Here is a 23,760-nt window from a genome sequence, read left to right as displayed (position 1 = left end):
TTTGTCCAACAAAAGCAGCCGGTACCAGCGGCCATTCTGCCACGCGCCTTAATGAGGATCGTCTGAAGGAAGCTTGACGCACTCCTCGGCGCAAAGAGGAATTTTACCCAAAGGCTGTGGATAAGTTCAAGGCAACTAAATTTATCACCAATTCGTACCTAAAGATAGCATAGGGTAACTTTTTTAGTTATACTACAGATTCTTACCATTGTGAAGTTTTTACTAGGACTCTTGTTGATGCTCAGCCTTTCGGGTTGCGCCCAAGATCGCGCCAAGCCCGGCACGATCCGGGTCCTGGCGACTACCGCGATGGTGGCCGATTTGGTGAAGGCGGTAGGCGGTGACCACGTTGAAGTCACGACCTTGATGGGACCTGGAATTGATCCGCACCTTTTCAAAGCATCGCCCCGCGATGTCATGGCGTTGAAATCCGCCGACGTCGTCATCGCATCCGGCCTGCATTTGGAAGGAAAGCTGCTCAGCGCTCTGGAATCACTCCAGCGAACAGATCCTGTTCTGTTCATTGGCGATCATCTTCCCGAAGAACGGCTCCTCAGTACGGACGGAGCGCACGATCCTCACATTTGGTTCGATGTCGCTCTATTTGCCAAAACCCTGCCTTCGATTGAGGCGCAATTGTCGAAGTTGCTCCCCGAATATGCCACCGAATTCAAAGCCAATCGGCTTCAAAAAGAGAAATCTCTTTCGGATCTAGACGATTGGGCACGTACGGAGATTGGCTCCATCCCAAAATCGCGACGCGTTTTGATCACCTCACACGATGCATTTCGCTATTTCGGCCGGGCTTATGACATCGAGGTACGCGGCGTTCAAGGGCTCAGCACCGAGAGCGAGGCTGGGCTCAAAGAAGTCAACAAGTTAGTGGAACTGGTCGTCAACAACCGAATTTCGGCCGTATTTGCCGAAACCAGCGTTTCCAACAAGAATATTTCGTCGCTGGTCGAAGGAGCGGCGGCCGCAGGTCACCGAGTGAAATTCGGCAAACCACTTTACAGCGACGCCATGGGCGATCCAGGAACTGATGCCGGAACCTATGAAGGCATGGTTCGCGCCAATGTGAACTCAATTGTCGAGGCATTACGATGAAACAAATCCGATTTGATCACCTGAGCGCGGCATACGGCAAGCGCATCGTCCTTGAAGACGCATGCTGCGATATCCAGCCGGGCACGTTAAACGCCATCGTCGGGCCTAACGGTGCCGGGAAATCGACGTTGCTCAAATCGGCGATTGGCATCATTCCGAAGCTGACCGGCGAGTTCTTGCTCGACGGACAACCCTACGCGGCAGGCAAGCATGCTCTTGGTTACCTCCCGCAGCGCGAGAGCGTTGATTGGGATTTCCCAGTCACAGTGCTTGACCTTGTCCTGATGGGAACCTATCGACGCGTGGGATGGCTCAAACGACCGGGCAAGGCCGAGCGTATGATCGCAGCCGAAGCCATCAACCATGTGGGACTTACGGGGCTCGAAAGCAGGCAGATCGGCGAGCTATCCGGCGGTCAACAACAGCGGGTCTTCCTCGCTCGGGCTCTGGCTCAGCAAAGCGATCTGTATCTGATGGATGAACCTTTCGCGGGCGTGGATGCGGCAACGGAGGAAGCGATCTACGAAGTTCTCCGAGAACTTCAGGCTAACGGCAAAACCGTGATCGCGGTACACCACGATCTCGAAACCGTTCGCGAACGGTTTGACAATGTTCTCCTGCTCAATCGGACGGTGCTTCATTACGGACCTGTGGAAACGACTCTGACTCCAGAGAATCTTGCGCAGACCTATGGGCACCGGAGGACGGCTTGAGTTACAACACCATTCTTGCGCTCGTGGGCGCAATATTACTGGGTGCGCTCTGTGGCTCTGTGGGCAGTTTCACCGTGCTCCGACGCCGATCGTTGGTGGGCGACGTGATCGCCCACTCCGCCCTGATGGGGATCGTATTGGCCTTCTTGATCACCGGTTCAAAGGCGTTGCCAGTACTACTGATTGGCGCGTTGATCAGCGGCATTCTGGGTTCGACACTCCTCGTCTGGATTCAAAACAACACCAAAACCAAGCCTGACGGGGCATTGGTGATCGTGCTCGCGACGCTCTTTGGATTCGGAATTGTGCTGAGTCGCCTCGCCCAAAACAGTCCGCACAGCGCGTCACAAGCGGGGCTGGATAGCTTCTTGCTCGGCAAGTTGGCAGGCATTGTCCTCCAAGATGTTTTGAGCATTTTGGTCGTAGCCGTCCTTGCGCTAGTGACCATTGCGCTGAACTACAAGGAACTCAAAGTTTCTACTTTTGACCCTGAGTTTTTTGGCGCAATGGGTGGAAATCCTCGAGCGTTCGACTTCTTAGCGCAGGTCCTGTTGACCACCGCAGTTGTTGCAGCGATACCAATGGCGGGGGTGGTTTTGGTCGCCGCGCTCACGATTCTTCCGGCGATCACGGCGCGGTTCTGGACCCACCGATGCGGTGTTATGGTGATTCTGGCATCCGTGCTCGGCGCGGTCGGCGGAGCGTCAGGAGTCTTGCTGAGTTCGTCAGCAGAAGGGATGCCCTCTGGCCCGATAATTATTATAGTTAGTGGCGTTTTCTTTACTATTTCACTAGTATTTTCGCCGATACGCGGCGTGGTTGCCGCGGCACGTACTCGCAGGTTACAGATTCAACAAGTCGTTCAAAGAATCGAGGAGCGGGCACGTGTTTGAACTCGCATTCTGGACCATTATTCCTCTAACTTTGTGCAGCATAACTTGCACAATACTTGGGCGATGGCTCGTGCTGACGCGGCAGAGCATGACTGGTGATGCGATGAGTCACAGCGTGCTTCCGGGATTGGTGTTGGTGTATTTGCTCGCGGGAACGCGCGCTCCTCTGCCGATGCTGTTTGGCGCGATCGCGGCGGCGTTAGTCACGGTCTGGCTCACCAAGTTCATCGCGAAGGCCGGAGTCCAAGAAGACGCCAGTCTCGGAGCCGTATTCACATTCTTCTTCGCAATAGGAGTCGTGCTCCTCACCCGATTCGCAAGCCAAGTTGATCTCGACCCAGGTTGCGTTTTGTATGGTCTCGCCGAGTTCATCCCACTGGATTCAACGCGCATCGCTGGATTTGAAGTACCGAGAGCCTTAATGGTGATCGGACCACTTTGTTTGTTCTCGGTGATCGTGGCGAAGATCTTCGACAAGGAGCTCCTGTTGACCGCATTCGATCCTGGATATGCCAAGACCGAAGGGTTCAAGCCGGAGTGGGTCACCGCAGGTCTGCTCTCGTTAATCTCCATCGCAGTCGTCACTGCTTTTGAACTCGTGGGGAGCATCCTGGTCATCGCCATGCTCGTGGTACCAACTTTGGTCGCGAACCTCACGACGACCGAGTTTCGAAAGGTGAAGTCCCGTGGATTTTGGATCAGCGCGGTGCTTCCTTCTGCCGGATACCTCATGGCCCTCGCCACCAACACCAACGTCGCTGGGATGATCGCAACTCTATCTGGAGCGTTGTTCCTTGTGGTCGCGGTTTTTGTCCGTTTCCAATCGCGAAACAGCATTCCAGATTCCAATTCCCAGTCTGCAGCCGTTTGAATCGAAGCAATTTTGAGCGCGAATCACGTAAACTGTGGCTAACTTTCAACTTTTGTTGAAAGTTAGAATTCGATGGCAGGACCCGCGACCCAACCGAATACAAATTCCACCGAGCCTTGGCAAGCCAAGGGCGGGGAGAAGCGCGTGTTTGTGCAAGGGATGTTCGGCCAAATCGCCCCGACTTATGACCGTGTGAACCGAATCCTCTCGTTCAATTCAGATCGAGGTTGGCGGCGAAAAGCGCTTGATCTGATCCAAGTCAAGTCGGGCGATTTTGCACTGGATCTTTGCTGCGGGACGGGCGATTTCTTGACCGAACTCCGCGCTCGAGGAGCCAGTGTTGTCGGAGTCGATTTCTGCCGTCCGATGATCGAACTCGCACGTCCAAAGATCGATGGCAAGAACCAACTCGCGGTGGGCGATGCCTGCCAAATCCCCCTGCAATCCGGTCAGTTTGACGTCGTCACCGTTGGTTGGGGAATCCGGAATGTGCCCGATATTGACCTGGCACACCGAGAGATTTTCCGGGTGCTCAAGCCCGGCGGAAGGTTCGCCTCCGTCGACATGGCCATCCCAAGCAATCCGATCATAGCCGCGATTTCAAACTGGAGTTTTCGGCGTCTGGTCCCGATCCTCGGCCAACTCTTCAAGAGTCGAGAGGCCTACACCTACCTGCCGGAGAGCACTCAACTTTTTATGACCCGAGAACAACTCAAGTCATCAATGGAATCTGCGGGATTCAAAGATATTCGGTATCAAAATCTTCGAATGGGCAACATTTGTATTCATTGGGGGACAAAGCCTTGAAGTCTGGAATGTTTGCCCAAGCCGGAGTCACGGGCGAAAATCTGGTCCAAATCGCCGCAGATGTCCAAGATGTCGAAACATTGCTCAAGGACTTTGTAGGGTCTCCGATCGAGGTCGTCCAGAAATCGCTTCGGCATACACTCGACGCAGGCGGCAAGCGGCTACGCCCAGCGTTCCTGGTACTCAGCGCGAGGGCCACAGGGCTACAGTTCGAGCGGCGGCGGGCACTTACGCTAGGTGCTTGTATGGAGATGGTCCACATGGCCACTCTCATTCACGATGACGTCATCGACGAGGCAGCCACTCGGCGCGGGCGTCCTACGGCAAGTCACCTTTTCGGAAACACCGCGAGCATTCTTTCAGGAGATGTTCTACTTGCTCGGGCGATGCAACTTCTTGCAGAAGATGGCGATATTGAGATCATTCGCCTCAGCAGCAAAATGGTGGTCGAAATGGCCGAAGGCGAAGCAAGGGAGGTCGAAATTCGCGGCAATCTCGAGCTCAGCCTAGAAGATCATCTTCACGTCTTGCGGATGAAAACCGCCGCGTTCGTCGAGTGCTGCTGCCAAATCGGTGGCATGGTGGCGGGAGCCGACCGATCGACGGTGGATGCGCTGGGCCGATATGGTCACCACCTCGGCATTGCGTTTCAACTCGTCGATGATCTTCTGGATTATCGCGGATTGGTCGAAGCGACCGGAAAACCGAAGGCCACGGACTTCCGCGAAGGGTGCGCGACGATGCCCCTGCTCCAGGTCTTGCCCAAACTGAACCAGGCCGAGCACCAATTTGTACGAGAAAACTTCGGTACCAATTGCGGCGATGAGGCGATTGCAAAAGTTTGTGCATTGCTCGAAAGCTACGGTGGTTATGCCGAAGCGGACCAACTAGCTGAGGAGCATTTGGCGAAAGCGCTCGAAGCACTGCGAGTGCTCCCACAGAATTCTCATCGCGACCTCCTTGAGGCTGCTGGTCGATTCGTGATTCAGCGAAAGACATGATCCGCGGGATACTGTTTGACCTCGACGGCACGCTCTACCGAGGTTCAGAGTCGATTGTAGGCGCCGCCGAAGCTATTTCTGCCTGCCGAAAACTGGGATTCCAAGTCCGATTTTTCACCAATAACTCTGGGATCTCGGAAGACAATCTCGTCCAAAAGTTGACCCGATTGGGCTTCGCGCCGGCACCCGGCGAGTTGTTTGCTATCGGCCCGATGTCGATCGACTTCTGTGTTTCTCTCGGGTGCCGGAGTGTGTTTGTGGTGGGAGAACCAGACCTCGTTCAGGGTTTCCACGAGGCAGGAATTCTCTGCCAAGATCCTGAAAGGGCGGATGCTGTCGTCGCTGGAATCTGCCGCAGCTTTTGCTACGACCAATGCAACCAAGCGATGCAAGCAATTTTGAACGGCGCACGGTTCATCGCGACAAACCGAGATGCCACTTACCCGCTAGAGAATGGCAGGTTGCAACCTGGTGCTGGAGCGATCATTACCGCGATTGAGACGGCTAGCGGACAGGTTCCAACTGTGCTCGGCAAGCCAAACTCCTGGGCAATCGAGAAGATTCTCGGTGCGTCAGGTTGGGAGGCAAGTGAAATGTTGGTGGTGGGCGACCGATTGGACTCGGACATTGCTGCCGCAGATGCTGCCGGTTGCCCATCCGTACTCGTGCGAACGGGAGTCCTGCAACCGGAGGGCAAAGTGGAAACACTCGATTCCGTCGCAGACCTACCGGACTGGCTTCAGAGCCGCTGATCTTGCTGAGGATTCGTCTCTGCAGAGAGTTCTGCCTCGGCGATCTGAATATCGCGTAGATTCTTGATCACCGAATCGATCGATCCCCGTGCGCCAGTTTGCTGCAGTTCGCGCATGTTTTCCAAGCTCATCTGTTCAATTTCTGTACTGAGGTCGCGGAGCCTTTCTGCGATGGCACGCGCGGGTTCAAAGATCTCCGGAAGGTGGTCGCTGTGATACCCCTTTTTTACTGTTGCACCGCCGCGCAATCCATCGAGCATCCGGTCGACATCGAGCCCGATGACGTCCTCGATCATGTCCCGGAAATCCGTTTTCTTTTGACCAGGCAAGGCTAAGCAACGAACGCAAAGTGTGATTTGCTCGTGCATAGCTTGGTCAATCGCTTCAAGCGTTTGATTTCTTGCTGCGCGCAAGTGCAAAGGCGCCGCGTCGCCCGCCCAACTCGGAGTGTTGAGCTGAAGCCGAATCTTGTTCCAGTAATAGGCTGTGGCCTCGAGAAGTTGCGCCGCCGTATAGTCCAGGTCACGATGCAATCTCCGGTACTCCATGGATTCCAAATACCGCTCCACGACGGCATTGATCTCATCGTTATATCGATCTTCTGCCGTTTTCGGCTCGCGCACCTTTCGCTCGGCATACGTGAGCCAACCGCCTAGAATGACGCCTGCTGGCACCCATGAAACCGGTGCAAGAACAGGCATCGCGAACGCCAAACCTACCGTAACGCCCAATGCTGCGACAATAGACAAGGCAAGCACCGGCGTCGTCAGAAACGTCCGCTTGCGCGCCTTCATCTTCGCTGCTTCAGCAATCATATACTCACTAAAATGAGGCAGTTTTTTGGAGGGTTGAACGTCCATAGTCTGGTTTCTTACAGTCTAACTTTTTGAAAGCGCATGTCCGACGAAATTTGTATCCCCATTAGCTTGGAAGAAGGACTTTCTGTTCCAGATTATGCAACGTCTGGGGCAGCTGGCGTCGATTTGCGCAGTACGGCTCGCCACACGCTCCAACCCATGGCGCGCACAGCGATCCCCACTGGAATACGTATCGCTGTGCCTCCAGGTTTCGAAGCGCAGATTCGGCCCCGCAGTGGATTAGCAATCAACCACGGAATCACGATGATCAATTCGCCCGGCACCATCGATTCCGACTATCGCGGCGAGATCAAAATTCTGATGATCAATCTGGGCACCGAACCGTTCGAGATCCAGCCCGGAGACCGAGTGGCGCAAATGGTGATCTGTCCCGTGGTCCGAGCGAATTTTGTTGTCACGGAAAACTTGGACGACACGGCCCGCGGAAGCGGTGGATTTGGGAGCACCGGCAAGCAATGACCCACGCTGAGGTTGAAAATGCGCTCGCTAAAGCGAACGTTTTGCGGATGCGGGGGGAGGTTGGACTGGCGAAGGAGCTGTGCCGCGAGATCCTCACTCATGTCCCGGAGAGCGAATACACCCACGCCCTGATGGGAGATATTTGGGCCGATGAGGGAAGGCTAGATGAAGCGATCAAATGGTACGAGCTCGCCGCATCGTACCACCCCGAATCGGAGCTGATCCGGCAACGACTGAACGCCGCGCATCAGCATCAAAAGGAAGCGGAAGCTTTTGAGACCGCTCAAAAGTTGGGCATCCCGACCACCAAGAACAAGATTTTGGGATTCACCGCTGTCATGCTCGCGATGGTCGCCGCAATCGCGGGAATCTCATTCTTTCTGGGACGCAAGCTAAAAGATGGCGAGATGCCAGGCAAAGTTATTACAAGAGAAATCGCTGGCAATCCGGTAGAGCAACAGGCCACGAATCCGTCAGTTCAAACCAATGAGCCCTCCGGAATCGCGGATGACAAAGCGCTTCTGGACGACCTTCGAAAGATCGAAGCGCTCGGCGAAAATGTGCTCGCAGCATGGACCGATCCACGTGGCGGCGGGTTAGTCGTCACCTTGCTGGGCGTCAACGATCGTCCCTTGGAGACCGTAGCGGATTCTGCCGCTCGGATTCTGGATTCTCGCCCGACAGTCGAAAAGGTGTTTGTGCGACTCGTTGACGGCACTAAGACGATTGGAGTCGCTGAACTGAGCCGAAAGAACCTTGACCGGGTACGGACTTCAAACGATCCGCTGACATCCGCGCTTGATTCACCGTGGCCGCCATCACCCACTTCCGAACCTGCCCCAAAGCCAACGGAACAAAGCACAGATCCCAATCCTGGCTCAGGTTCTGAGGGTAAACAAGACGAAGTTCCTTCTCAAACGTAATAGCAATTAGGAGACTCAAATCTAGCATGAAAATTAACAAGAAACTCGCGCTCGTCGTTGCAGGCATGGTGGCCCTAACCGCCGTGGGCATGCCCCAAATCAAGCAAGCCATCAAGATCATCGGCGTCGGTGCCGCGGTCCAAAAGTTTGGCCCAGACATCAACAAGGCGATCAATAAAATCTCCAAACACAAAGACACGGAGGATGCTTGGACCAAGGTGGTCCCGATTTTGACAGTGGGAATCGGTAAGAGCAACGCAATCGGAGCGGCTCAAGTGATGGGCGATAAGGCATCGGTTGAACTCGTGCAAGCCGTTGCCGCGCCAGAAACAGAATTGTTTGGGAAGGAAATCCGCATCCGCGCGATGATTCCGGTATCGGACAAGAATGTCTCGAAGGAAATCAAAGCGGTTCACGGTGTTGGCGTCAGCGGCATCGTCGACTTGAAGCTCTAAGCTGTCAACTACTGCAACGTGGTTCGGGGTTCGCCCCCGAACCACGTTTTGCTTCGCCCGATCGGTGGCACCGGTATAATTGCGCGCAATGGTCGAAGAGCCGCAAGTTAAGGTCCCACGGAAAAAAGTGCCCAGTTGGGTGCTTCCGCTTGTGCTCTTGGTGATCGGGATTTTGGTGTTCTGGGTCTTGCCAAACCAAGGTCCAGCAAGACCGATCCAGTTCCAGTTCGAAGGTTCAACGCCTTCGAAGGACTCTGATTAACTCAGGGCGTCTGGGTTCAATCCAGCTAGCTCTGGCAAGACAAAAATTCCGTCTTTGCGCACAAGCTTGCCATCGAACCAGATTTCTCCGCCGCCATACTCCGGCCGCTGGATGCACACGATGTCCCAGTGAATCGCTGAAACGTTGCCGTTTCCTCCTGGCGGTTCGTAGGCATTGCCCGGTGTGAGGTGGAAGCTTCCGCCAATTTTTTCATCGAACAAAGTGTCCTTCATCGGATGGAGCACGTGTGGATTGAATCCAAGAGCCCATTCACCAAAGTAGCGCGCACCTTCGTCGGTATCCAAAATGTCGTTCAGCTTTTTGGTTTGATCGCCGGCGGTGGCTTCGTAAATTCGGCCATCTTTGACCTTGAAGTGGATATCTTTGAACTCGGTACCTTGGTAGAGAGACACCGTGTTGTAGGTGATTTCGCCATTCATGCTAGTCTTAACTGGTGCCGTAAAGCACTCGCCGTCTGGGATATTTGCTTCGCCGGCACAAGGCACTGCGCCAATGTCTTTGATGCTAAATCGGAGGTCCGTTCCCGGTCCAACGATATGGACTTCGTCGGTATTGTTCATCAGCTCTTTGAGTGGCTCGCAAGCTTTCGCCATCTTCGAATAGTCCACAGTGGTGACCCTAAAGAAGAAATCTTCGAAAGCGGGAGTGCTCATGCTCGCTTGTTGGGCCATGCTGGGCGAAGGCCAGCGAGTGACGACCCATCGAGTCTTTCGAACCCGGTGCTCGACGACGGTTTTGCCGTAGAGCTTTTGCCATTGCTGCATTGCTTGAGCGGAAACATCACCAAGCTCAGCATAGTTTTCGCCCCCGCGCAATGCAATATAGGCGGTCATCGATTCCATCTCTTTGAGTTCATTGGCAGCGATGGTCTCGATGTTTGAATCGCTAATTTTCTGCAGCAGCTGGCGTCGCACGAGCGAACTTTCGAGCCGCACTGCGACTTCGGCTCCGGTTTCTTGGCAAACCCTAACGAACTCGGCGACCGCCTCGTTTGGGATATCAAACGCATGGATGAGCACCTTGTCGCCTTTGGTTAGGCCAGTGCTATGGTTGGACATCAATTCGGCCAACCGAGTGACTCTTGGGTCAAGCATCTCTAGAGTCTACCGAACCGGTGATTAGCAAAAAATAAACCCGCACCAGGCGTAGTGCATGGTGCGGGCTTGATCAGTGCGGCTATTGCCGCGTTAAGGCTTAGTGACCTTCGGTGTGAGCAGCTTCGCCTTCAGCTGGCTTTGCAGCAGCATCGCCTTCGGCTGGCTTAGCAGCGGCATCACCTTCAGTGTGAGCAGCTTCACCTTCAGCTGGCTTTGCAGCAGCATCGCCTTCAGCAGCAGGAGTAGCTTCGGTTCCGGTAGCAGCAGCACCATCTTCGGTCATTGGCTTTGCATCGCCTTCTGGCTTAGCATCGCCTGCAGTTGCTGCGGTTTCGCCGCCAGCAGCAGCGCCCGAATCAGCGGCTTGGCTGCAGCCGACAACAAAGATGCCAGCAATAGCAGCAACGAGGAAAAGAGACATGAACTTTTTCATTTTGTGTAGTTACCTCTTGTCAGGTTTTTTAAAGACGGTCACGCAAGCCGCCTTGCTCCTCCCTTTGCAGAGAAATGCCCCGACATATTACCTGAACGACTTAGGGGTCAAAAGGATTCCCTAGGTCCGCACTTTCTGCAGAAACTTTTACAATTCTCCAGGTTGGGACCGGGAAAACGAGCATTTTCAGCTTAGTTTCTTTGCGCATGGTTATCGTCACTCGATCCAACTTTTGCGTTGCACTCAAGTTCCCCACGCCCATGCGGACTTCAGCGGAAGTGTTCACCACCGCTTCATCACCGTTAATTATCGGCCGAATTGCACCTAACTTCACCTTAGGCTTATTCTTTTGGATGTAGTTTCGAATATCGTTCTTGCTGGGTGTGAAACCCATCACCTGCAAATTGCCGCTTAGATATTCAAGAACGCTCCCTTCTTTCCCTTCGCCTGAAGCTTGCGCTGCGGTGGTCAGTGCCTCCTGAATCATCGCTTCATCTGAAGGTGTTGAGGCGAAAACCTTAAGGAATAAACCGCCAAAAATCAGCAAGGCAGCAATGCCCAAAACGACTACTTTTTTCAAAGGAAACCCTCCTTATTCAGGTTCAATTGCCGCCGGTTCAGAAGATTGCTCTTCGACAGGCGTTTCTTCAGATGTTCCGCCCGATTCGCTAGATTCAGCAGACTCTGGGGCAGCGCTCAATACTCTAAAGATGAATCTAGCGTTCCCCAAAGCGATCTCTTGACCATCGGTCAAATCTGCGTCGGTCACTTTCTCAAAATCGTCGCGCAGTAGGTACGTTCCGTTCGAACTCCCGAGGTCCTGAATCTTCCAAGTTTCGCCGTCCAGATACACTTTTGCATGCTTGCGGGAGACATAAGCTCCTTCCGGCAGGCTGCCCAGATCAAGGTCGATTGGCCCAACCGAAGGATCGAATCGACCGACGATACAAGGGCTCAGAAACTCGAACACTTCTGCGGTTTCCTCGCCTCCACGCTTGATGGTCAGACTCGCTCGATTGCTCATGTTTGGTTCGTTTTCACTCATTTTCAGTTCCACTCAGCTTTGGCCAAATCAAGATTACCAAACCCGAAACGAATAGTCCTGGCAACAAAGTCCCGACTGGAATATCTTGGCCACCCTGATTGACCGTCAAAAACTTGTTGCCATTTGCGGTGCCGATAATCCACCAACTCAGAGAGGTGATGAACGAAAGCACCATCGACCAAAGGACGGATTCTCTCCTTAGATGGTTTGCCTTTGAACCCATCGAAATCAAAAATGGGAGGAGGACGGCCCCGACAACCACGCCGCTCCACGAATACCAAATCGCAACCACGCTGTCAACAAACAGTGCGACGACAATCGCTATCAAGATCGCAAGCGTCAGTCCGATCCGCGTCCAAAACTTCAGCCGGTCATCTGCGACGGGCATGATCCTGCCCATGATTTCACGCCCAAATGTGCCACCCGCGACCAAGGTATAGCCCACCATCGCGCTAAGGATTGTGCCCAGCATGCCGCAAAAGAAGATCGATTTGAGTCCGGGTGGCAAGTTTTGCTGCGCCAGAGCCGGAAAAATCATGAGCGGATTTGATGGCGATGATTTCAGCGTTTGAAGCGCGTACATCCCCGCAGAGATGCTGAGAAGGTCAAAGGTCATCCAGCATAGAATCGAAACCCATACGCCCTTCTGGCTAGTCTCAGGGTCTTTGGCGCAAGCAACGCGCTGATGGAATCCGGGGTCTACCAGGGTCCAGGCGCCGAGAATGAAGTAGCTGATAATCGCTAGCCAGCCTTGACCGCCGGTCAGCGTCAGCATGGGAGTACCACGCAGGCTTTCGAATGCCTGCACCGGCGGGAATTGGACGACGTGGGAAGCTACGATCACACCAAACCCCAGGTACATCATCACAAAAGCGGCGAGGCTCATCCTAACATCGGCGAGCAGTCCGCCTCGGTACAAGAACAAGGTACCGGCCCCTCCCACAATCAGGAGCGCTGGTAGGAGTTGCAACGGGACGACGGTTTGCAACAACACCGCTAACATCAACACATGCGCGCTGGGAACGGCAAGCAAGAAAATGAGCACCGCCGAAAACACTCCTGATCCCTTGCCGAATTGACGAGCTATGCGCTCCGGGATGGAGATATCGTCAATTTCACGCACTTTTCTTGCAACTTTCTGCGCGTAAATTGCCGCGAATACGTAATACGGGACTCCAAACAAAAGCCAAGTGCCGAGCCCGAAATAGCTGACTGATTCTGCGAGCCCTAAGATTCCGCCGTACCAAGTGCAGACCAGCGTCGATACAAATGGCACCAGGGACAAATTTCTGCCCGCGGCAAAGTACTGAAAAAACGTGTTATCGCGGAGTCTTGCACTGAATCCCAGCGCCAGAATGAGCCCCACAAAGAGACTCAGCACTACGGTGTCTATCAGTGTGAAAGTCACCATGTTGGAATCTGACTTGGGTCTGTATGAACAAAGAGCATCGCTTTGCCGGATTCTATGCTGACGGTGACCTCGCCAGTACCCTCGTTTGACAAACTGACCAGCCCGTCCATCGCGAGCGATTGATCCACCAGGGGCCAACGAACTCCCGAAAGATTTACGCCAGTGCAAGGAACGACCGGTAGCAGTGAAATGCGTCCAAAATGTTCAAAAGTTATAGGATTATTCGGTAAAACCTGAACTCCAATTTCGAGAGGCAGGACGACCTTCACGGCTAGGTTTATCTTCGAAATACTCGCGAAGTTGGCTAGCAGATGATCGTGTCGACCGCCATGCATGCATCCGATGGAAAGTTGACGTGCGCCCAACTCGACCGCGACGCTTAACAGCTTGTCGCAATCGCTAGAATCTTGGGCTGAAATGCGAATCATCTTTTGCGATTCCGGCACCTCGCAGTGCACTACCGAATCCATATCTCCGACGACCAGATTTGGGCGTAATCCGGCGCTGGAGAGGTTGCAAAATCCGGCGTCCGCGGCGATCACAAAGTCTGCCCAATCCACCCACGCGCGAAGGATCTCGTCGCTGAGTGCTTCACCCCCCAATACCCCAAATATCTTCATCAATTGCGCCCTTGAATAACTTGTGGAAAACGTCGAAAAATCGTGAAAATCGTAGCTGTCTACCGACAGCCAAAGACCTTCTCGGTGGAAATTTACCCGGCAATTTGCCTAGGGGATGCGGTTACACCCATGGGGTGCCACTAGTCCTGGTTATAATTCTAGGTCCGAGGCCCACTGGGGACCGGATTGGATTTTCCTTTGCAATGAATGATCAGTTAAGTTTTGAGGACCGTGAAGAACCCGCGCGCTTGTTTGGATGCTGGAAAAGAGCACTCCAGACCGTATCGAAGAACTATCCAGAGAAGATGGTCAAGCGCTTTTTGGTGCCGATCACTCCTGTCGACCTGAAAGACGGTCGAGCGATTTTGGAAGTACCAAGCAAATTCAATTTTGACTGGCTAGGGTCACGAGCCCAGGCAGAAATCGCCGATGCGCTATCGGCAGAATTGGGCGAGCGTGTCCTCGTCGAATTGCGCATCAACGTCAAGGAGCGCAAGCCGAGTCAGGTAATCAACAATTCGGTTGCTCTGATCCAGCCCCCGATTGTTGAACGGCGAAATACGACATTCCAACCCAAAGAGTCCTTCACGTTTGAGAATTTCGTCACCGGGCAATCGAACCGACTTGCTGTTGCCGGTGCAAAGGCCGTCGCTGCAAATCCAGGCCGAAAATACAATCCACTGTTCATTTACTCCCCGAGCGGTTTGGGTAAAACCCACTTGCTCCATGCGATTGCGCACGAGGTCCAAAAGCGGGATCCCAACTTCCCGATGGTTTATGTCTCGGCACAGCAGTTCGCAGAAGAGTTCATCTCCGCGTTGCAACAAGGCCGGATCGACCATTTCCGCCGCGCCCAACGCAACGTGGGGCTTTGGCTCGTCGACGATATCCAGTTCGTCGCCGGCAAAGATCGAACCCAAGAAGAGATTTTCTACACCTTCAACCACTTGCATCAAATGGGCCGGCAGATCGTGCTTTGCTCTGACCGACCGCCACGCGATTTGTATTTGATGGACGAGCGACTACGGTCTCGATTTGAGTCCGGACTGGTGGCCGATATCCACTGGCCAGACACCGAAACTCGAAGCGCAATCCTGCTAAGCAAGGCAGCCGCTGAAGGGATCGAACTTTCGCACGAGGTGGCCATGTATTTGGCGGAGCACGTGCCCGGAAACATCCGCCAACTCGAGGGCGCGATGGTCAATTTGTCCGCAGAAGCCAGCTTCCTAGGCTACGATTTGAACATCGATTTGGCCAGAGCGATGGTCGAAAAGCTCTGTAGCAGCAACCGAGCCCAAGCAAAACCTAGCCTCAACAACATTCTTGAAGTCGTCAGCAAGTTCTACAAGATTCCCGTCGAAGAGATTCGCGGGACAAGCAGAAAGGCTCCGATCGCCCTAGCGCGTCACGTTGCCGTGTATCTGACCCGAGAAGTCACGCATGGTAGTTGGAAGCATATCGGTCATCAATTTGGCGACCGAGACCACACGAGCATGATGCACGCCTACGAAAAGGTGAATAAACTAACGGAAGCAGACCTTGATTTTGCAAATGTGGTTCGAAGCCTCATGCGAAACTTGGACCCGGATAGTTAATGAAGCTTGCTGAACTGACCTCTCCCGAAGTAGGTGCCCTTTCGCGTGAAACGGTGGTAGTGATCCCGACCGGATCGCTCGAACAACATGGCGCGCACCTGCCCCTTTTCACCGATTCGATGATCGTCACTGCTGTTTGCGAGGCGGTTGATCAACGGTTGAAGGATCAGATTTTGCTTTGCCCGACCTTGTGGCTGGGCGCAAGTGCGCACCATTTGGCCTTTGCGGGTTCGCTTTCGGCCAGCATGGACGGCTATCGTGATTCAATCCGTCAAGTCGTGATGTCACTCGCAAAGCACGGGTTCTGGAAGTTTTTGGTGATCAATGGTCACGGTGGCAACAGCTCGCCAAACGACGTGATTTGCCGCGAGCTCAAGGAATCCAATCCGAACCTGCTGATCGGTCATTTTGGATACTTCGACCACTGCGAAGAGGCCGTTTCGGCTACGATGGAAGGTCCGTTCAAGGACATGAAGCACGCCTGCGAGTCCGAGACTTCGCTGATGATGCACTTGCACCCGAGCCTTGTTCGCACGTCGGCGATCATCGACGACGGTTTTCTGCCACCTGTCAAAGGAATGATCCATCCGTTTGATGAACTGACTTCCAACGGTTCGCTTGGATACGCAACCCTTGCCACTGCCGAGAAAGGAAAGATCATCTTCGAGGCAGCCGTCGAAGGTGTTGCAACTGCAATCAGCAACGTTCACACCGGCTATCAACTTAACGGGATCCAGTGAACATATTGAAACCCTGGGATTGGAATTCAAGTAATTCCTGTTGAACCTGCAATGAGCTCAGAGAATCAGGAGTTATACACTGAAGAAGAAGCTGACGCGATCTTGCGTCAGGCGGTCCGGTTATCGCCCAAAGAAGATTCTCTGATCGACCGTGAACGGCTAAATGCGATTGCCGCCGAACTCGGAATCACTCCGGAACAAATTGACGAAGCACATCAGATCGTCAAGAAGGAAAATGACCGCAATCAACTGTGGGGCGAGTTCCTGGAGCATCGAAGGCGAGCCTCCAAGGATGCCTTGGCGCATTTTGTTGGGAGCGCTTTCACGCTCATCGGCATCAATCTCATTGCCAATGGATTCCATTTCAGGCCCGGTGAAATGTGGTCCATATGGATCGTGGGAATCTGGGGCGGATACACGATGATTGAGTGGATCCAATCGAAGATTCGAGGCGAAGTTTCTTTAGAAGAAGAATTCGAGAAATTCAAGAAGAAGCGCTTCACCGTAGAGAGTTACGACGACAAACAGCTCGATAACTCTCACATTAAGTCGGTGCTCGACCAGTATTTCAGCATGCATTCGGCAGCTGATCACATCGGCGCCATTCGCGAACTGCGCGCAAAGACAGGTTTGCCGCTTCGGATCGCTAAAGGCCTAGTCGATGACTATTGTGCCAAGCGCAGCCTGTCGTAATTCGTGCCACCATTATCAGGAATGATTGACTCCAAGGCGGGGCGAGCGATACCGAATTGGCTGCTGTGGTTGACCTCAGCTTTGCCGTTGCTTGGGTTCTGGCTGACCGGAGTTCTTGATCTCGACGAAGGTTTTTATTCCGCCGCAGCGGGTGAAATGGCGCGGCGCGGTGAGTGGATCACGCCGTTCTATAACGGCTCACCTTGGTTCGAAAAGCCGATCTTGGTTTATTGGCTGGCGATACCTTCGATCAACATGTTCGGCGAGATGGTGGGCCCGAGGTTGCCTTCCGCGCTTTGTACTCTGCTGGTGGGATATGTCGTTTTCAGCTACACCCGCCGCGCCTTGAGCGAGCTCGCCGCACAGATCGCCTTGTTGCTTTATTCGGGATCGTTGCTCGTCGGATTGGTGGGGCGATCCATCATGACCGACGTTCCACTGGTCACCTGCGAGATCATCGCCCTTTTCACCTTCTACCGATCTTTGACCGAGCACCCAAAGTGGCGATTGGCTACCGCCGCGGCGCTCGGCTTATCGACTCTTGCAAAGGGTCCGGTCGGCTGTATCTTGTTCGTTTTGGCCGCAGCTCTGACCTATTGGCAAGAACCTGAGCTAAGACCAAAGTTCAAGGGATATTGGCTTCTTGGCACAGTGATCTTTGCGGCTGTTGTGGCCAGCTGGTATGTACCCGCGTATCTCGTTAACCGCCAGGTCTTTATCGACAAATTCCTCATCGAACAGAACCTCAAGCGTTTCACCGGCGGGGATGCGGCGCACACCGTCACCGGGCTCAATGGGATTTTGCTTTACGTTGGTGTAATCCTGGTGGGAGCATTTCCTTGGATATTGTGCCTGCCTCAATCTTGGAAAATCCGGTCCGAGCACCCGTTCCTTAGGCTTTGCGCTCGGTGGTCGATTGTAGTGATCGCGTTCTTCATGATCAGCGCCGCGAAGCTCCCCCACTACGTCTTGCCGGCGTTCCCAACCCTCGCCATCATCGTCGGCTTTTGGATGAGCAAGCAGTGGGAATCCAAGGGTCATCCGGTTCTGGATTTCACAGTTTTCTGGCGATATGCGCTGCCTTGCCTCGCCACCTCCGCCATTCTGAATTTTGGAATTTATCAGTACTACTCCACGGGAAATCTTTTCGGAAAGCAGGTCGCTCCTCCCCACAAAGAGATTCACGATCTAGCGCGCTGGGCGAAAATCCAGCAGTTGCCGATCGCGGTCTATCAAATGCCCAGGCGGTCGAAGGCACTAGGCACAGGACAGCTCAAGCTGCAGGAAACGAGCCACCCTTCGATTGCCTTTTACGCCCAAAAGCCAGTGCTGATGACTGAATCACTACTTGAGGCTTCCAAGCTGGGCCCGGATGTCGTGGTACTCACGCGAAAGGGACGCATCACAGAATCAGACGTCACCAATTTGGAGTCCGCCAATCTCGATCTTCGCCAAGTCAAAAACGCACCTAAATCTGAGTTCTATCAAGCGTGGATTATCACCCAAATCGTGCAACGCTGAGCCCGTTGCGCCGTATACTGTGAGGGTAGGAACCAGGTTTATTTATCATGGGCATTTGGGACAAGCTGAAAGGCGAATTTATCGACATTATTGAGTGGCTGGATGACACTCAAGACACTATCGTTTACCGCTTTGAGCGGCACAACAATGAGATCAAGCACGGCGCGCAGTTGACCGTTCGCGAATCGCAAGTCGCGGTTTTTGTCAACGAAGGTCAAATCGCCGACATCTTCGAGCCTGGGATGCACACGCTCATCACCCAGAACTTGCCGATCCTATCGACATTGCAGGGTTGGAAGTTTGGGTTCAATAGCCCGTTCAAGGCCGAGGTCTATTTCGTCAATACCAAGCGGTTTACCGACCTGAAGTGGGGCACGATGAACCCGGTGATGATGCGCGATAAGGACTTTGGTGTGGTCCGAGTCCGGGCATTCGGAACGTACGGTTTCCGGGTCACCGATGCGGGCAAGTTCTTGAAGGAGATCGCCGGCACCGATTGGCAATTCACGACAGACGAAGTCAGCGAGCACCTGCGAAACCAAATCGTCACCAAGTTTAGCGAGGCAACCGCTGCCGCGCAGATTCCGATCATCGACCTCGCTGCTCGGTACACCGAACTTGGCGAGAGAATCCGTTCTGCGATCCAGCCGGGCATCAGCGAAATCGGAATCGAGCTAGTCAATTTCAACATCGAAAATGTCAGTGTTCCGCCAGAAGTTGAGGCAGCGATCGACAAGCGATCGAGCATGGGCGTCGTTGGTGATTTGAACGCTTACACCCAATTCCAAGCGGCGAACTCGATGGAAAAAGCCGCCGAAAATCCGGGCGGACTCGGCGCAGCTGGGATCGGAATGGGAATGGGCGCAGCGATGGGCCAAATGATGACTGGGATGCAACAGCAACAGGCTGCAACGCCTCCTCCAGTTCCTCAAGTCAAGACCTTCCACGTCGCGATTAACGGCGCGCAGCAGGGCCCGTTTGACCTCGCTAAGCTTGGCGAGATGATCAAGGCCGGCGAGATCAACGGCGAGACTTTGGTTTGGACCAACGGCATGGCTGCCTGGACGAAGGCGCAAGAAGTCGCAGACTTCGCCGGATTACTTGGAGCTGTTCCTCCACCACTTCCGCCTCAATAATCACCATTGGACACGCCTCCTGTAGAGTCGAATTCGCAAGATATCTCGCGGTATCCGTGCGAAAAATGTGGTGCCCAGCTTAACTTCGAGCCAGGCACCACGGCTCTGCGTTGCCCTTACTGTGGCCACATCACTCCGATCGCTCCTCCCACAACGGTTGTCGAAGAACTCGATATCCACGCTTACTTTGATCAGGCGAACCTAAACCTCGAAGAAGAGCACTCCAAGATCGTTCATTGCAACCAGTGTGCGGCGGAGTTTTCGATCCTGCCCACCGAAGTCACCCAGAGCTGTCCGTTTTGCGGCTCGAATGTCGTCGTTGAGACACCGCCGCAAAACCGGATCATGCCGAACGGCGTGATGGCCTTTCGAATCCCTAGCAAAGAGGCCCGCGCCAAGGTCGGCGACTGGCTCGGGAGCCGATTCTGGGCACCAAATGACCTCAAAAAGCTCGCGCTTAAGGAAGGTCAGCTGGCTGGGATGTACGTACCGTTTTGGACTTACGATTCCGACACCACGACCGATTACACGGGTCAGCGCGGCGAATACTACTACGTGACCGAGACGTATACCGACTATGAAAACGGTCGCCCGGTGACCCGGACGCGGCAAGTTCGCCATACGCGATGGTATCCAGCCTCAGGAACCGTGTTTGTGCAATTCGATGATCTTCTGGTGCTCGGATCTTCGGTGATTCCAGAGCAATATTCGCGAAGGCTGCAGACTTGGGATCTACCCGCCATCGTGCCTTACGACCCAAAATATCTGGTCGGTTTTCGCACCCTTCGCTACGACCGCGATTTGGCGAACGGATGGGCGGTAGCACAAGACATGATGGAGCCTGAAATCAACATGGCCATCCGCCACGATATCGGCGGAGATGAGCAAGTGATCAACTCCAAAACAACCGCGTATTCCGAAGTGACGTTCAAGCATGTTTTGCTCCCCGTCTGGGTCGGTGGATACCGATATCGCGGCAAGTCGTTTCGGTTTTTGGTCAACGGCCAGACCGGTGAGATTCAGGGCGAAGCACCGATCAGTGCGTGGAAAGTTGCTCTCGCGGTGCTGCTTGGTTTGATCATCATCGGCATCATTGCCTATTTCGCCGACAAGAACAAGAATTCGGAGTCGTCGGGCTCCTCGTGGCAAATCGAAAGGAGCTACTGATGCAGTTGCAGCCGCCCAGCGCGGAAATCCCGGAACGCTGGCATAGGCTCTTTGAGGCATCACCATCTTCAAACCCATTCCATTCACCCGATTGGGTGAACGCGTGGTGCGAAACCAGTCGCAACTCAGGTCGATTGCAGTTTTTGGTTGATGAGGACTTCCTGTGGCCTGTGTGCAAGGTTGGGAACAAGCTCATTCCAGCAGCCGCAAGACGTAGTGACGAAACCACCCCATTGACCTCGGGCGATGTTCAAGGCGCAGTTTCTAAAGCGATCGCTCGTTTCCCAAATCTGGAAGTGTCCTCTGTCCCGGACGGTCTTATAGACTTTTCGGGAAGGATGCCATTGGCCGCGGGAGAGCATTATGTCCTCGATCTTCCCGAATCGCTTGACTCCCATCTCAATACTCTGAGCAAAAGTTTGAGGGCGGATGTCCGCAGAGGATTTCGCAACTCGGATCTCTGCTTCCGCTGGAATATTGGCGACAACTTCTTCGATAATCTGTTCGCACTCCATGCCAAGCGCTGGCACAAACGGCTGATGCCAGGTTCCTTCTTCTCAAGACAAGTGCGTCAATTCCACCGGCAATTTGGGGCCAATGAGGTGGCACAGACGCTACAATTGGAACACCAAGGGCGCGCGATTGGTTGCTTGTATGGGATGAAAGCTGGCGATCGATTTTTCTTCTATCAGTGTGGATTCGACCCGGAATGCGCCAAGCTTTGTCCCGGCTCGATGATGATCGCCGAGGCAATCAATCGTGCGATTCAACTCGGGTTGAAGCGCTTCGATTTTCTGCGCGGCACGGAACCGTACAAAAAGCGCTGGAATCCAACGTGCACCGAGAAATATGTTCGAATTCCTTCGGCGAGGTCGGCCACTCAATTACGGATTGAAGTCGCAAAACACATGAGTGAGCAGCGATTGCGCGCCTGGTTGGAGGGACACGCAAAGTGAAGATCGGCGTGGTCATTCCGGCGCTCAACGAAGAGCCAACAATACGACAAGTTCTGGAGGCGGTGTGCGAGGCCGGATATGAATTCCAGTCGGTGGTCGTGGCGGACGGCAGCACCGACAAAACCGCTGATATTGCGCGAGAATTTCAAGGCGTCCAAGTGCTTCAGCACGATGAGAACTTTGGCAAAGGCGCCGCAATGGCCTCAGGCGTTGAAATCCTCGATCCAGAAGTCATTCTATTTTTGGACGGCGATCTCATCGGATTGCGAGCGGAACACATCAAGGACCTGATTGAGCCGGTCGCCAGCGGAAGTTGTGAGATGAACGTCGGAGTGTTCGGTGACGGGCGATTTTGGAGCGATACCGCTCAGCGCGTTTCTCCGGAATTGAGCGGACAGCGTGCCTTAGTCCGCGAAATATGGAATTCAATAAACGACCCTCGAAGTTGCCGGTTGGGAATCGAGGTTGCGATCAATCTCGCTGCAAAAAAGCGCGGAGATCGGGTGAATCGGTGTGTGCTGCAAGGTGTCAGCCACCGACACAAAGAGCAGAAGCTCGGACTGGTACGTGGTGCGCAGGCCCGAGCAAAGATGTACGCTGAGATTGGACGAACATACTTTATCGTGAAGCGAGAGAATGAACGGGATGAATAGGATTTTGGGGAAATGGGGAGTTTTGTTCGCGATGTTAGGTGTCGCGCTGGTCGGTTGCGACAAGCCCCATGATGAACCACCAGTTGTTCTCAAGGACGACATTGAATCCATCCGAATGAATGTCGCCGAAACTGCTGGCACCGAAGAATCCAAGCACTTGCTCCTCGTTTGCAACATCGATTCCGAAGAAGGGATCGAGCTCGCCGAATATTACGCTCGCAAGCGAAAGGTGCCACCTTCAAACATTGTCCAGATCAAGTGCCCCCCTCTCGAAGAGACCAGTATGGCTCGGTTCAAAGAGGACATTTTGGAGCCGATCAAAACCGCGATCGAAGCCAGCAAAGAGCGGATTGACTACATTGTTCTGACCAAGGGAATTCCGTTTCGTATCGATAGTTGGTGGGGATATTCAGTGGACGGTCAGATCGCCGGGATGAACCTTCGCGTCGAACCGATGCCAAACGATAAGGCACCGACCGAAGACGGGATGATCCGTTGCAAAAACCCCTACTACGATGCCAAAAAGCCGTTCAATAGCAAAGATTACGGCATCTATCTGGTCACACGACTTGATGCTTTTTCGCTGACCGATGCCAAGCGGCTGGTCGAGCGATCGGTCAAGGCTCAGCCCGAAAAAGGGCTATTCTTCTTCGATCAAGCGGAGAACCGCACCAACAATCCTGAAATGCCGGAAAGTGCGGGTTGGCACCAAGTCCGAATGGAAGCGGCAGTCGCGAAGTTGTTGCAGAAGAACAAAGAAGTCCGGATCGATAAGACCGCGCCATTTTTAAATCCAGGCAAGCCAATGATGGGCTATGTCAGCTGGGGTTCTAACGACGGAAAGTTTGACCTGAAAACTTACCGCGGGCTCAAATTCCTATCGGGCTCGATCTGCGAAACGTACGTTTCCACCAGTGCTCGAACCTTCATTCCGAGCGAAGAAGGCCAGAGCCTGATTGGTGATTTGATTGCGAATGGAGTCACCGGGGTCAAAGGCTATGTCAGCGAGCCATGGACCTCTGCGCTTTGCCGTGTAGACATTCTGATGGACCGATACACCGACGGCTACAATCTCGCGGAATCGTTTTACGCGAGTTCCCCACTGGTGCTCTGGAAGGACGTCGTGATTGGCGACCCACTTTGTCGACCATACGCGAAAAAGTGAGTTTGAGAGCAGATCTGTAAGCCGGATTCTGTCTTTGTGTAGCGATTTCTCTAATGCGGCCAACCCAGAGACTCTGCGGGCAACGTCAATGTCTCTCTATTTGGCCTTGCTTCTGGTGGGGTTTGCCTAGCAAGCAGAGTTACCCCTGCCTCTGGTGAGCTTTTACCTCACCGTTTCACCCGTTCCGAGGGTTACCCATCGGTGGTCTACTTTCTGTTGCACTTTCCATCGGGTCGCCCCGTCCCCCGTTGCCGAGGGCACCATGCCCTTTGAAGTCCGGACTTTCCTCCCCAAGTTGCCTTGAGGCCGCTACCCGATCTGCTCCGGGACTAAGGATACACTTATGCAACCAGAATCGCCTACAATTTAGTATCACATTCAGGGTC

At 53.8% G+C, this 23,760-nt stretch carries 27 protein-coding genes and 1 other RNA gene; 20 read left to right on the top strand and 8 right to left on the bottom strand.

Annotated features, from left to right (window positions below; translation table 11 throughout):
• Positions 1 to 237 precede the first annotated feature (237 nt).
• From J0L72_06280 to J0L72_06250, 7 genes are all read left to right on the top strand, one after another.
• The gene (locus J0L72_06280) at positions 238 to 1,107 is read left to right on the top strand and encodes a zinc ABC transporter substrate-binding protein (GenBank protein ID MBN8690384.1); all 870 of its coding nucleotides are present in this window, start codon (positions 238 to 240) and stop codon (positions 1,105 to 1,107) included.
• Positions 1,104 to 1,820 (top strand): metal ABC transporter ATP-binding protein, encoded by a 717-nt coding sequence (locus tag J0L72_06275; GenBank protein ID MBN8690383.1) that lies wholly within the window; start codon positions 1,104 to 1,106, stop codon positions 1,818 to 1,820. Before J0L72_06280 ends, J0L72_06275 begins: the two co-directional genes overlap by 4 nt.
• Positions 1,817 to 2,713, top strand: coding sequence for a metal ABC transporter permease (locus tag J0L72_06270; protein ID MBN8690382.1), 897 nt, complete (start codon positions 1,817 to 1,819; stop codon positions 2,711 to 2,713). Before J0L72_06275 ends, J0L72_06270 begins: the two co-directional genes overlap by 4 nt.
• A complete protein-coding gene (locus J0L72_06265) occupies positions 2,706 to 3,584 on the top strand; it encodes a metal ABC transporter permease (GenBank protein ID MBN8690381.1) in 879 nt (292 codons plus the stop codon). The genes J0L72_06270 and J0L72_06265 overlap by 8 nt, the downstream gene beginning before the upstream one ends.
• Positions 3,585 to 3,656: 72 nt before the next feature.
• A complete protein-coding gene (ubiE, locus tag J0L72_06260) occupies positions 3,657 to 4,391 on the top strand; it encodes a bifunctional demethylmenaquinone methyltransferase/2-methoxy-6-polyprenyl-1,4-benzoquinol methylase UbiE (protein MBN8690380.1) in 735 nt (244 codons plus the stop codon).
• Positions 4,388 to 5,392, top strand: a complete 1,005-nt coding sequence (locus tag J0L72_06255; protein ID MBN8690379.1) for a polyprenyl synthetase family protein — start codon at positions 4,388 to 4,390, stop codon at positions 5,390 to 5,392. The genes ubiE and J0L72_06255 overlap by 4 nt, the downstream gene beginning before the upstream one ends.
• Positions 5,389 to 6,144 (top strand): HAD-IIA family hydrolase, encoded by a 756-nt coding sequence (locus J0L72_06250; GenBank protein MBN8690378.1) that lies wholly within the window; start codon positions 5,389 to 5,391, stop codon positions 6,142 to 6,144. The genes J0L72_06255 and J0L72_06250 overlap by 4 nt, the downstream gene beginning before the upstream one ends.
• On the opposite strand, the gene J0L72_06245 is transcribed toward J0L72_06250, so the two are convergent.
• Positions 6,132 to 6,959, bottom strand: a complete 828-nt coding sequence (locus J0L72_06245; protein ID MBN8690377.1) for a hypothetical protein — start codon at positions 6,957 to 6,959, stop codon at positions 6,132 to 6,134. The two genes, J0L72_06250 and J0L72_06245, sit on opposite strands and share 13 nt — an antisense overlap.
• Positions 6,960 to 7,040: 81 nt before the next feature.
• Here J0L72_06245 and dut point away from each other — a divergent pair, with 81 nt between their 5' ends.
• The 4 genes from dut (at position 7,041) to J0L72_06225 (ending at position 9,121) form a co-directional block, all read left to right on the top strand.
• Entirely contained in the window at positions 7,041 to 7,481 is a 441-nt protein-coding gene (dut, locus tag J0L72_06240) for a dUTP diphosphatase (protein MBN8690376.1), read from the top strand.
• A complete protein-coding gene (locus tag J0L72_06235; protein ID MBN8690375.1) occupies positions 7,478 to 8,404 on the top strand; it encodes a tetratricopeptide repeat protein in 927 nt (308 codons plus the stop codon). The genes dut and J0L72_06235 overlap by 4 nt, the downstream gene beginning before the upstream one ends.
• Positions 8,405 to 8,430: 26 nt before the next feature.
• On the top strand, positions 8,431 to 8,859 hold the full coding sequence (locus tag J0L72_06230) for a hypothetical protein (GenBank protein MBN8690374.1): 429 nt from the start codon (positions 8,431 to 8,433) through the stop codon (positions 8,857 to 8,859).
• Positions 8,860 to 8,947: 88 nt separating this feature from the next.
• Positions 8,948 to 9,121, top strand: coding sequence for a hypothetical protein (locus tag J0L72_06225; GenBank protein MBN8690373.1), 174 nt, complete (start codon positions 8,948 to 8,950; stop codon positions 9,119 to 9,121).
• Here J0L72_06225 and J0L72_06220 read toward each other — a convergent pair.
• The 6 genes from J0L72_06220 to J0L72_06195 form a co-directional block, all read right to left on the bottom strand.
• On the bottom strand, positions 9,118 to 10,236 hold the full coding sequence (locus tag J0L72_06220; protein ID MBN8690372.1) for an aminopeptidase: 1,119 nt from the start codon (positions 10,234 to 10,236) through the stop codon (positions 9,118 to 9,120). The two genes, J0L72_06225 and J0L72_06220, sit on opposite strands and share 4 nt — an antisense overlap.
• A 100-nt stretch (positions 10,237 to 10,336) precedes the next feature.
• Positions 10,337 to 10,660, bottom strand: coding sequence for a hypothetical protein (locus tag J0L72_06215; protein MBN8690371.1), 324 nt, complete (start codon positions 10,658 to 10,660; stop codon positions 10,337 to 10,339).
• Positions 10,661 to 10,772: 112 nt separating this feature from the next.
• Positions 10,773 to 11,252, bottom strand: a complete 480-nt coding sequence (locus J0L72_06210) for a hypothetical protein (protein ID MBN8690370.1) — start codon at positions 11,250 to 11,252, stop codon at positions 10,773 to 10,775.
• A 12-nt stretch (positions 11,253 to 11,264) separates the two neighbouring features.
• Positions 11,265 to 11,717, bottom strand: a complete 453-nt coding sequence (locus J0L72_06205; protein ID MBN8690369.1) for an FHA domain-containing protein — start codon at positions 11,715 to 11,717, stop codon at positions 11,265 to 11,267.
• A complete protein-coding gene (locus tag J0L72_06200; protein MBN8690368.1) occupies positions 11,710 to 13,128 on the bottom strand; it encodes a hypothetical protein in 1,419 nt (472 codons plus the stop codon). The genes J0L72_06205 and J0L72_06200 overlap by 8 nt, the downstream gene beginning before the upstream one ends.
• Positions 13,122 to 13,748 (bottom strand): thiamine diphosphokinase, encoded by a 627-nt coding sequence (locus tag J0L72_06195; protein MBN8690367.1) that lies wholly within the window; start codon positions 13,746 to 13,748, stop codon positions 13,122 to 13,124. Before J0L72_06195 ends, J0L72_06200 begins: the two co-directional genes overlap by 7 nt.
• A gap of 203 nt (positions 13,749 to 13,951) precedes the next feature.
• Between J0L72_06195 and dnaA the strand changes: the two genes are divergently transcribed.
• The 9 genes from dnaA to J0L72_06150 are packed head-to-tail and all read left to right on the top strand — an operon-like array spanning position 13,952 to position 23,374.
• On the top strand, positions 13,952 to 15,343 hold the full coding sequence (gene dnaA / locus J0L72_06190) for a chromosomal replication initiator protein DnaA (protein MBN8690366.1): 1,392 nt from the start codon (positions 13,952 to 13,954) through the stop codon (positions 15,341 to 15,343).
• Entirely contained in the window at positions 15,343 to 16,083 is a 741-nt protein-coding gene (locus J0L72_06185) for a creatininase family protein (protein ID MBN8690365.1), read from the top strand. The genes dnaA and J0L72_06185 overlap by 1 nt, the downstream gene beginning before the upstream one ends.
• 51 nt (positions 16,084 to 16,134) lie before the next feature.
• Complete coding sequence (locus J0L72_06180) at positions 16,135 to 16,776, top strand: hypothetical protein (protein MBN8690364.1); 642 nt, start codon at positions 16,135 to 16,137, stop codon at positions 16,774 to 16,776.
• A 21-nt stretch (positions 16,777 to 16,797) separates the two neighbouring features.
• A complete protein-coding gene (locus J0L72_06175) occupies positions 16,798 to 18,297 on the top strand; it encodes a glycosyltransferase family 39 protein (GenBank protein ID MBN8690363.1) in 1,500 nt (499 codons plus the stop codon).
• A 47-nt stretch (positions 18,298 to 18,344) separates the two neighbouring features.
• Complete coding sequence (locus J0L72_06170; GenBank protein MBN8690362.1) at positions 18,345 to 19,433, top strand: SPFH domain-containing protein; 1,089 nt, start codon at positions 18,345 to 18,347, stop codon at positions 19,431 to 19,433.
• A gap of 6 nt (positions 19,434 to 19,439) precedes the next feature.
• Positions 19,440 to 20,600, top strand: a complete 1,161-nt coding sequence (locus tag J0L72_06165) for a primosomal protein N' (replication factor Y) - superfamily II helicase (GenBank protein MBN8690361.1) — start codon at positions 19,440 to 19,442, stop codon at positions 20,598 to 20,600.
• Entirely contained in the window at positions 20,576 to 21,556 is a 981-nt protein-coding gene (locus J0L72_06160) for a GNAT family N-acetyltransferase (GenBank protein ID MBN8690360.1), read from the top strand. Before J0L72_06165 ends, J0L72_06160 begins: the two co-directional genes overlap by 25 nt.
• Positions 21,553 to 22,209 carry a glycosyltransferase family 2 protein gene (locus tag J0L72_06155; GenBank protein ID MBN8690359.1) on the top strand — a complete coding sequence of 219 codons (657 nt, stop codon included), beginning with the start codon at positions 21,553 to 21,555 and terminating at the stop codon, positions 22,207 to 22,209. Before J0L72_06160 ends, J0L72_06155 begins: the two co-directional genes overlap by 4 nt.
• Positions 22,202 to 23,374 (top strand): TIGR03790 family protein, encoded by a 1,173-nt coding sequence (locus J0L72_06150; GenBank protein MBN8690358.1) that lies wholly within the window; start codon positions 22,202 to 22,204, stop codon positions 23,372 to 23,374. The genes J0L72_06155 and J0L72_06150 overlap by 8 nt, the downstream gene beginning before the upstream one ends.
• A gap of 1 nt (position 23,375) precedes the next feature.
• Here the strand turns inward: J0L72_06150 and rnpB are convergent.
• Positions 23,376 to 23,699: RNase P RNA component class A (gene rnpB, locus J0L72_06145), an RNA gene on the bottom strand.
• Positions 23,700 to 23,760: the final 61 nt, after the last annotated feature.

Source organism: Armatimonadota bacterium (genome assembly GCA_017303935.1).
In the GTDB taxonomy this organism is placed as follows: Bacteria; Armatimonadota; Fimbriimonadia; order Fimbriimonadales; family Fimbriimonadaceae; genus JAFLBD01.
Note: the sequence above shows the minus strand (reverse complement) of the source record. Positions and strands in the feature narration are given on the sequence as shown.

Coding starts and splice junctions, on each gene's coding strand:
- J0L72_06280 (MBN8690384.1), top strand. CDS start 238: ATGCTCAGCCTTTCGGGTTGCGCCCAAGATCGCGCCAAGCCCGGCACG.
- J0L72_06275 (MBN8690383.1), top strand. CDS start 1,104: ATGAAACAAATCCGATTTGATCACCTGAGCGCGGCATACGGCAAGCGC.
- ubiE (MBN8690380.1), top strand. CDS start 3,657: ATGGCAGGACCCGCGACCCAACCGAATACAAATTCCACCGAGCCTTGG.
- J0L72_06250 (MBN8690378.1), top strand. CDS start 5,389: ATGATCCGCGGGATACTGTTTGACCTCGACGGCACGCTCTACCGAGGT.
- J0L72_06245 (MBN8690377.1), bottom strand. CDS start 6,959: ATGATTGCTGAAGCAGCGAAGATGAAGGCGCGCAAGCGGACGTTTCTG.
- dut (MBN8690376.1), top strand. CDS start 7,041: ATGTCCGACGAAATTTGTATCCCCATTAGCTTGGAAGAAGGACTTTCT.
- J0L72_06235 (MBN8690375.1), top strand. CDS start 7,478: ATGACCCACGCTGAGGTTGAAAATGCGCTCGCTAAAGCGAACGTTTTG.
- J0L72_06230 (MBN8690374.1), top strand. CDS start 8,431: ATGAAAATTAACAAGAAACTCGCGCTCGTCGTTGCAGGCATGGTGGCC.
- J0L72_06225 (MBN8690373.1), top strand. CDS start 8,948: ATGGTCGAAGAGCCGCAAGTTAAGGTCCCACGGAAAAAAGTGCCCAGT.
- J0L72_06220 (MBN8690372.1), bottom strand. CDS start 10,236: ATGCTTGACCCAAGAGTCACTCGGTTGGCCGAATTGATGTCCAACCAT.
- J0L72_06215 (MBN8690371.1), bottom strand. CDS start 10,660: ATGTCTCTTTTCCTCGTTGCTGCTATTGCTGGCATCTTTGTTGTCGGC.
- J0L72_06205 (MBN8690369.1), bottom strand. CDS start 11,717: ATGAGTGAAAACGAACCAAACATGAGCAATCGAGCGAGTCTGACCATC.
- J0L72_06200 (MBN8690368.1), bottom strand. CDS start 13,128: ATGGTGACTTTCACACTGATAGACACCGTAGTGCTGAGTCTCTTTGTG.
- J0L72_06195 (MBN8690367.1), bottom strand. CDS start 13,748: ATGAAGATATTTGGGGTATTGGGGGGTGAAGCACTCAGCGACGAGATC.
- dnaA (MBN8690366.1), top strand. CDS start 13,952: ATGAATGATCAGTTAAGTTTTGAGGACCGTGAAGAACCCGCGCGCTTG.
- J0L72_06185 (MBN8690365.1), top strand. CDS start 15,343: ATGAAGCTTGCTGAACTGACCTCTCCCGAAGTAGGTGCCCTTTCGCGT.
- J0L72_06180 (MBN8690364.1), top strand. CDS start 16,135: ATGAGCTCAGAGAATCAGGAGTTATACACTGAAGAAGAAGCTGACGCG.
- J0L72_06175 (MBN8690363.1), top strand. CDS start 16,798: ATGATTGACTCCAAGGCGGGGCGAGCGATACCGAATTGGCTGCTGTGG.
- J0L72_06170 (MBN8690362.1), top strand. CDS start 18,345: ATGGGCATTTGGGACAAGCTGAAAGGCGAATTTATCGACATTATTGAG.
- J0L72_06150 (MBN8690358.1), top strand. CDS start 22,202: ATGAATAGGATTTTGGGGAAATGGGGAGTTTTGTTCGCGATGTTAGGT.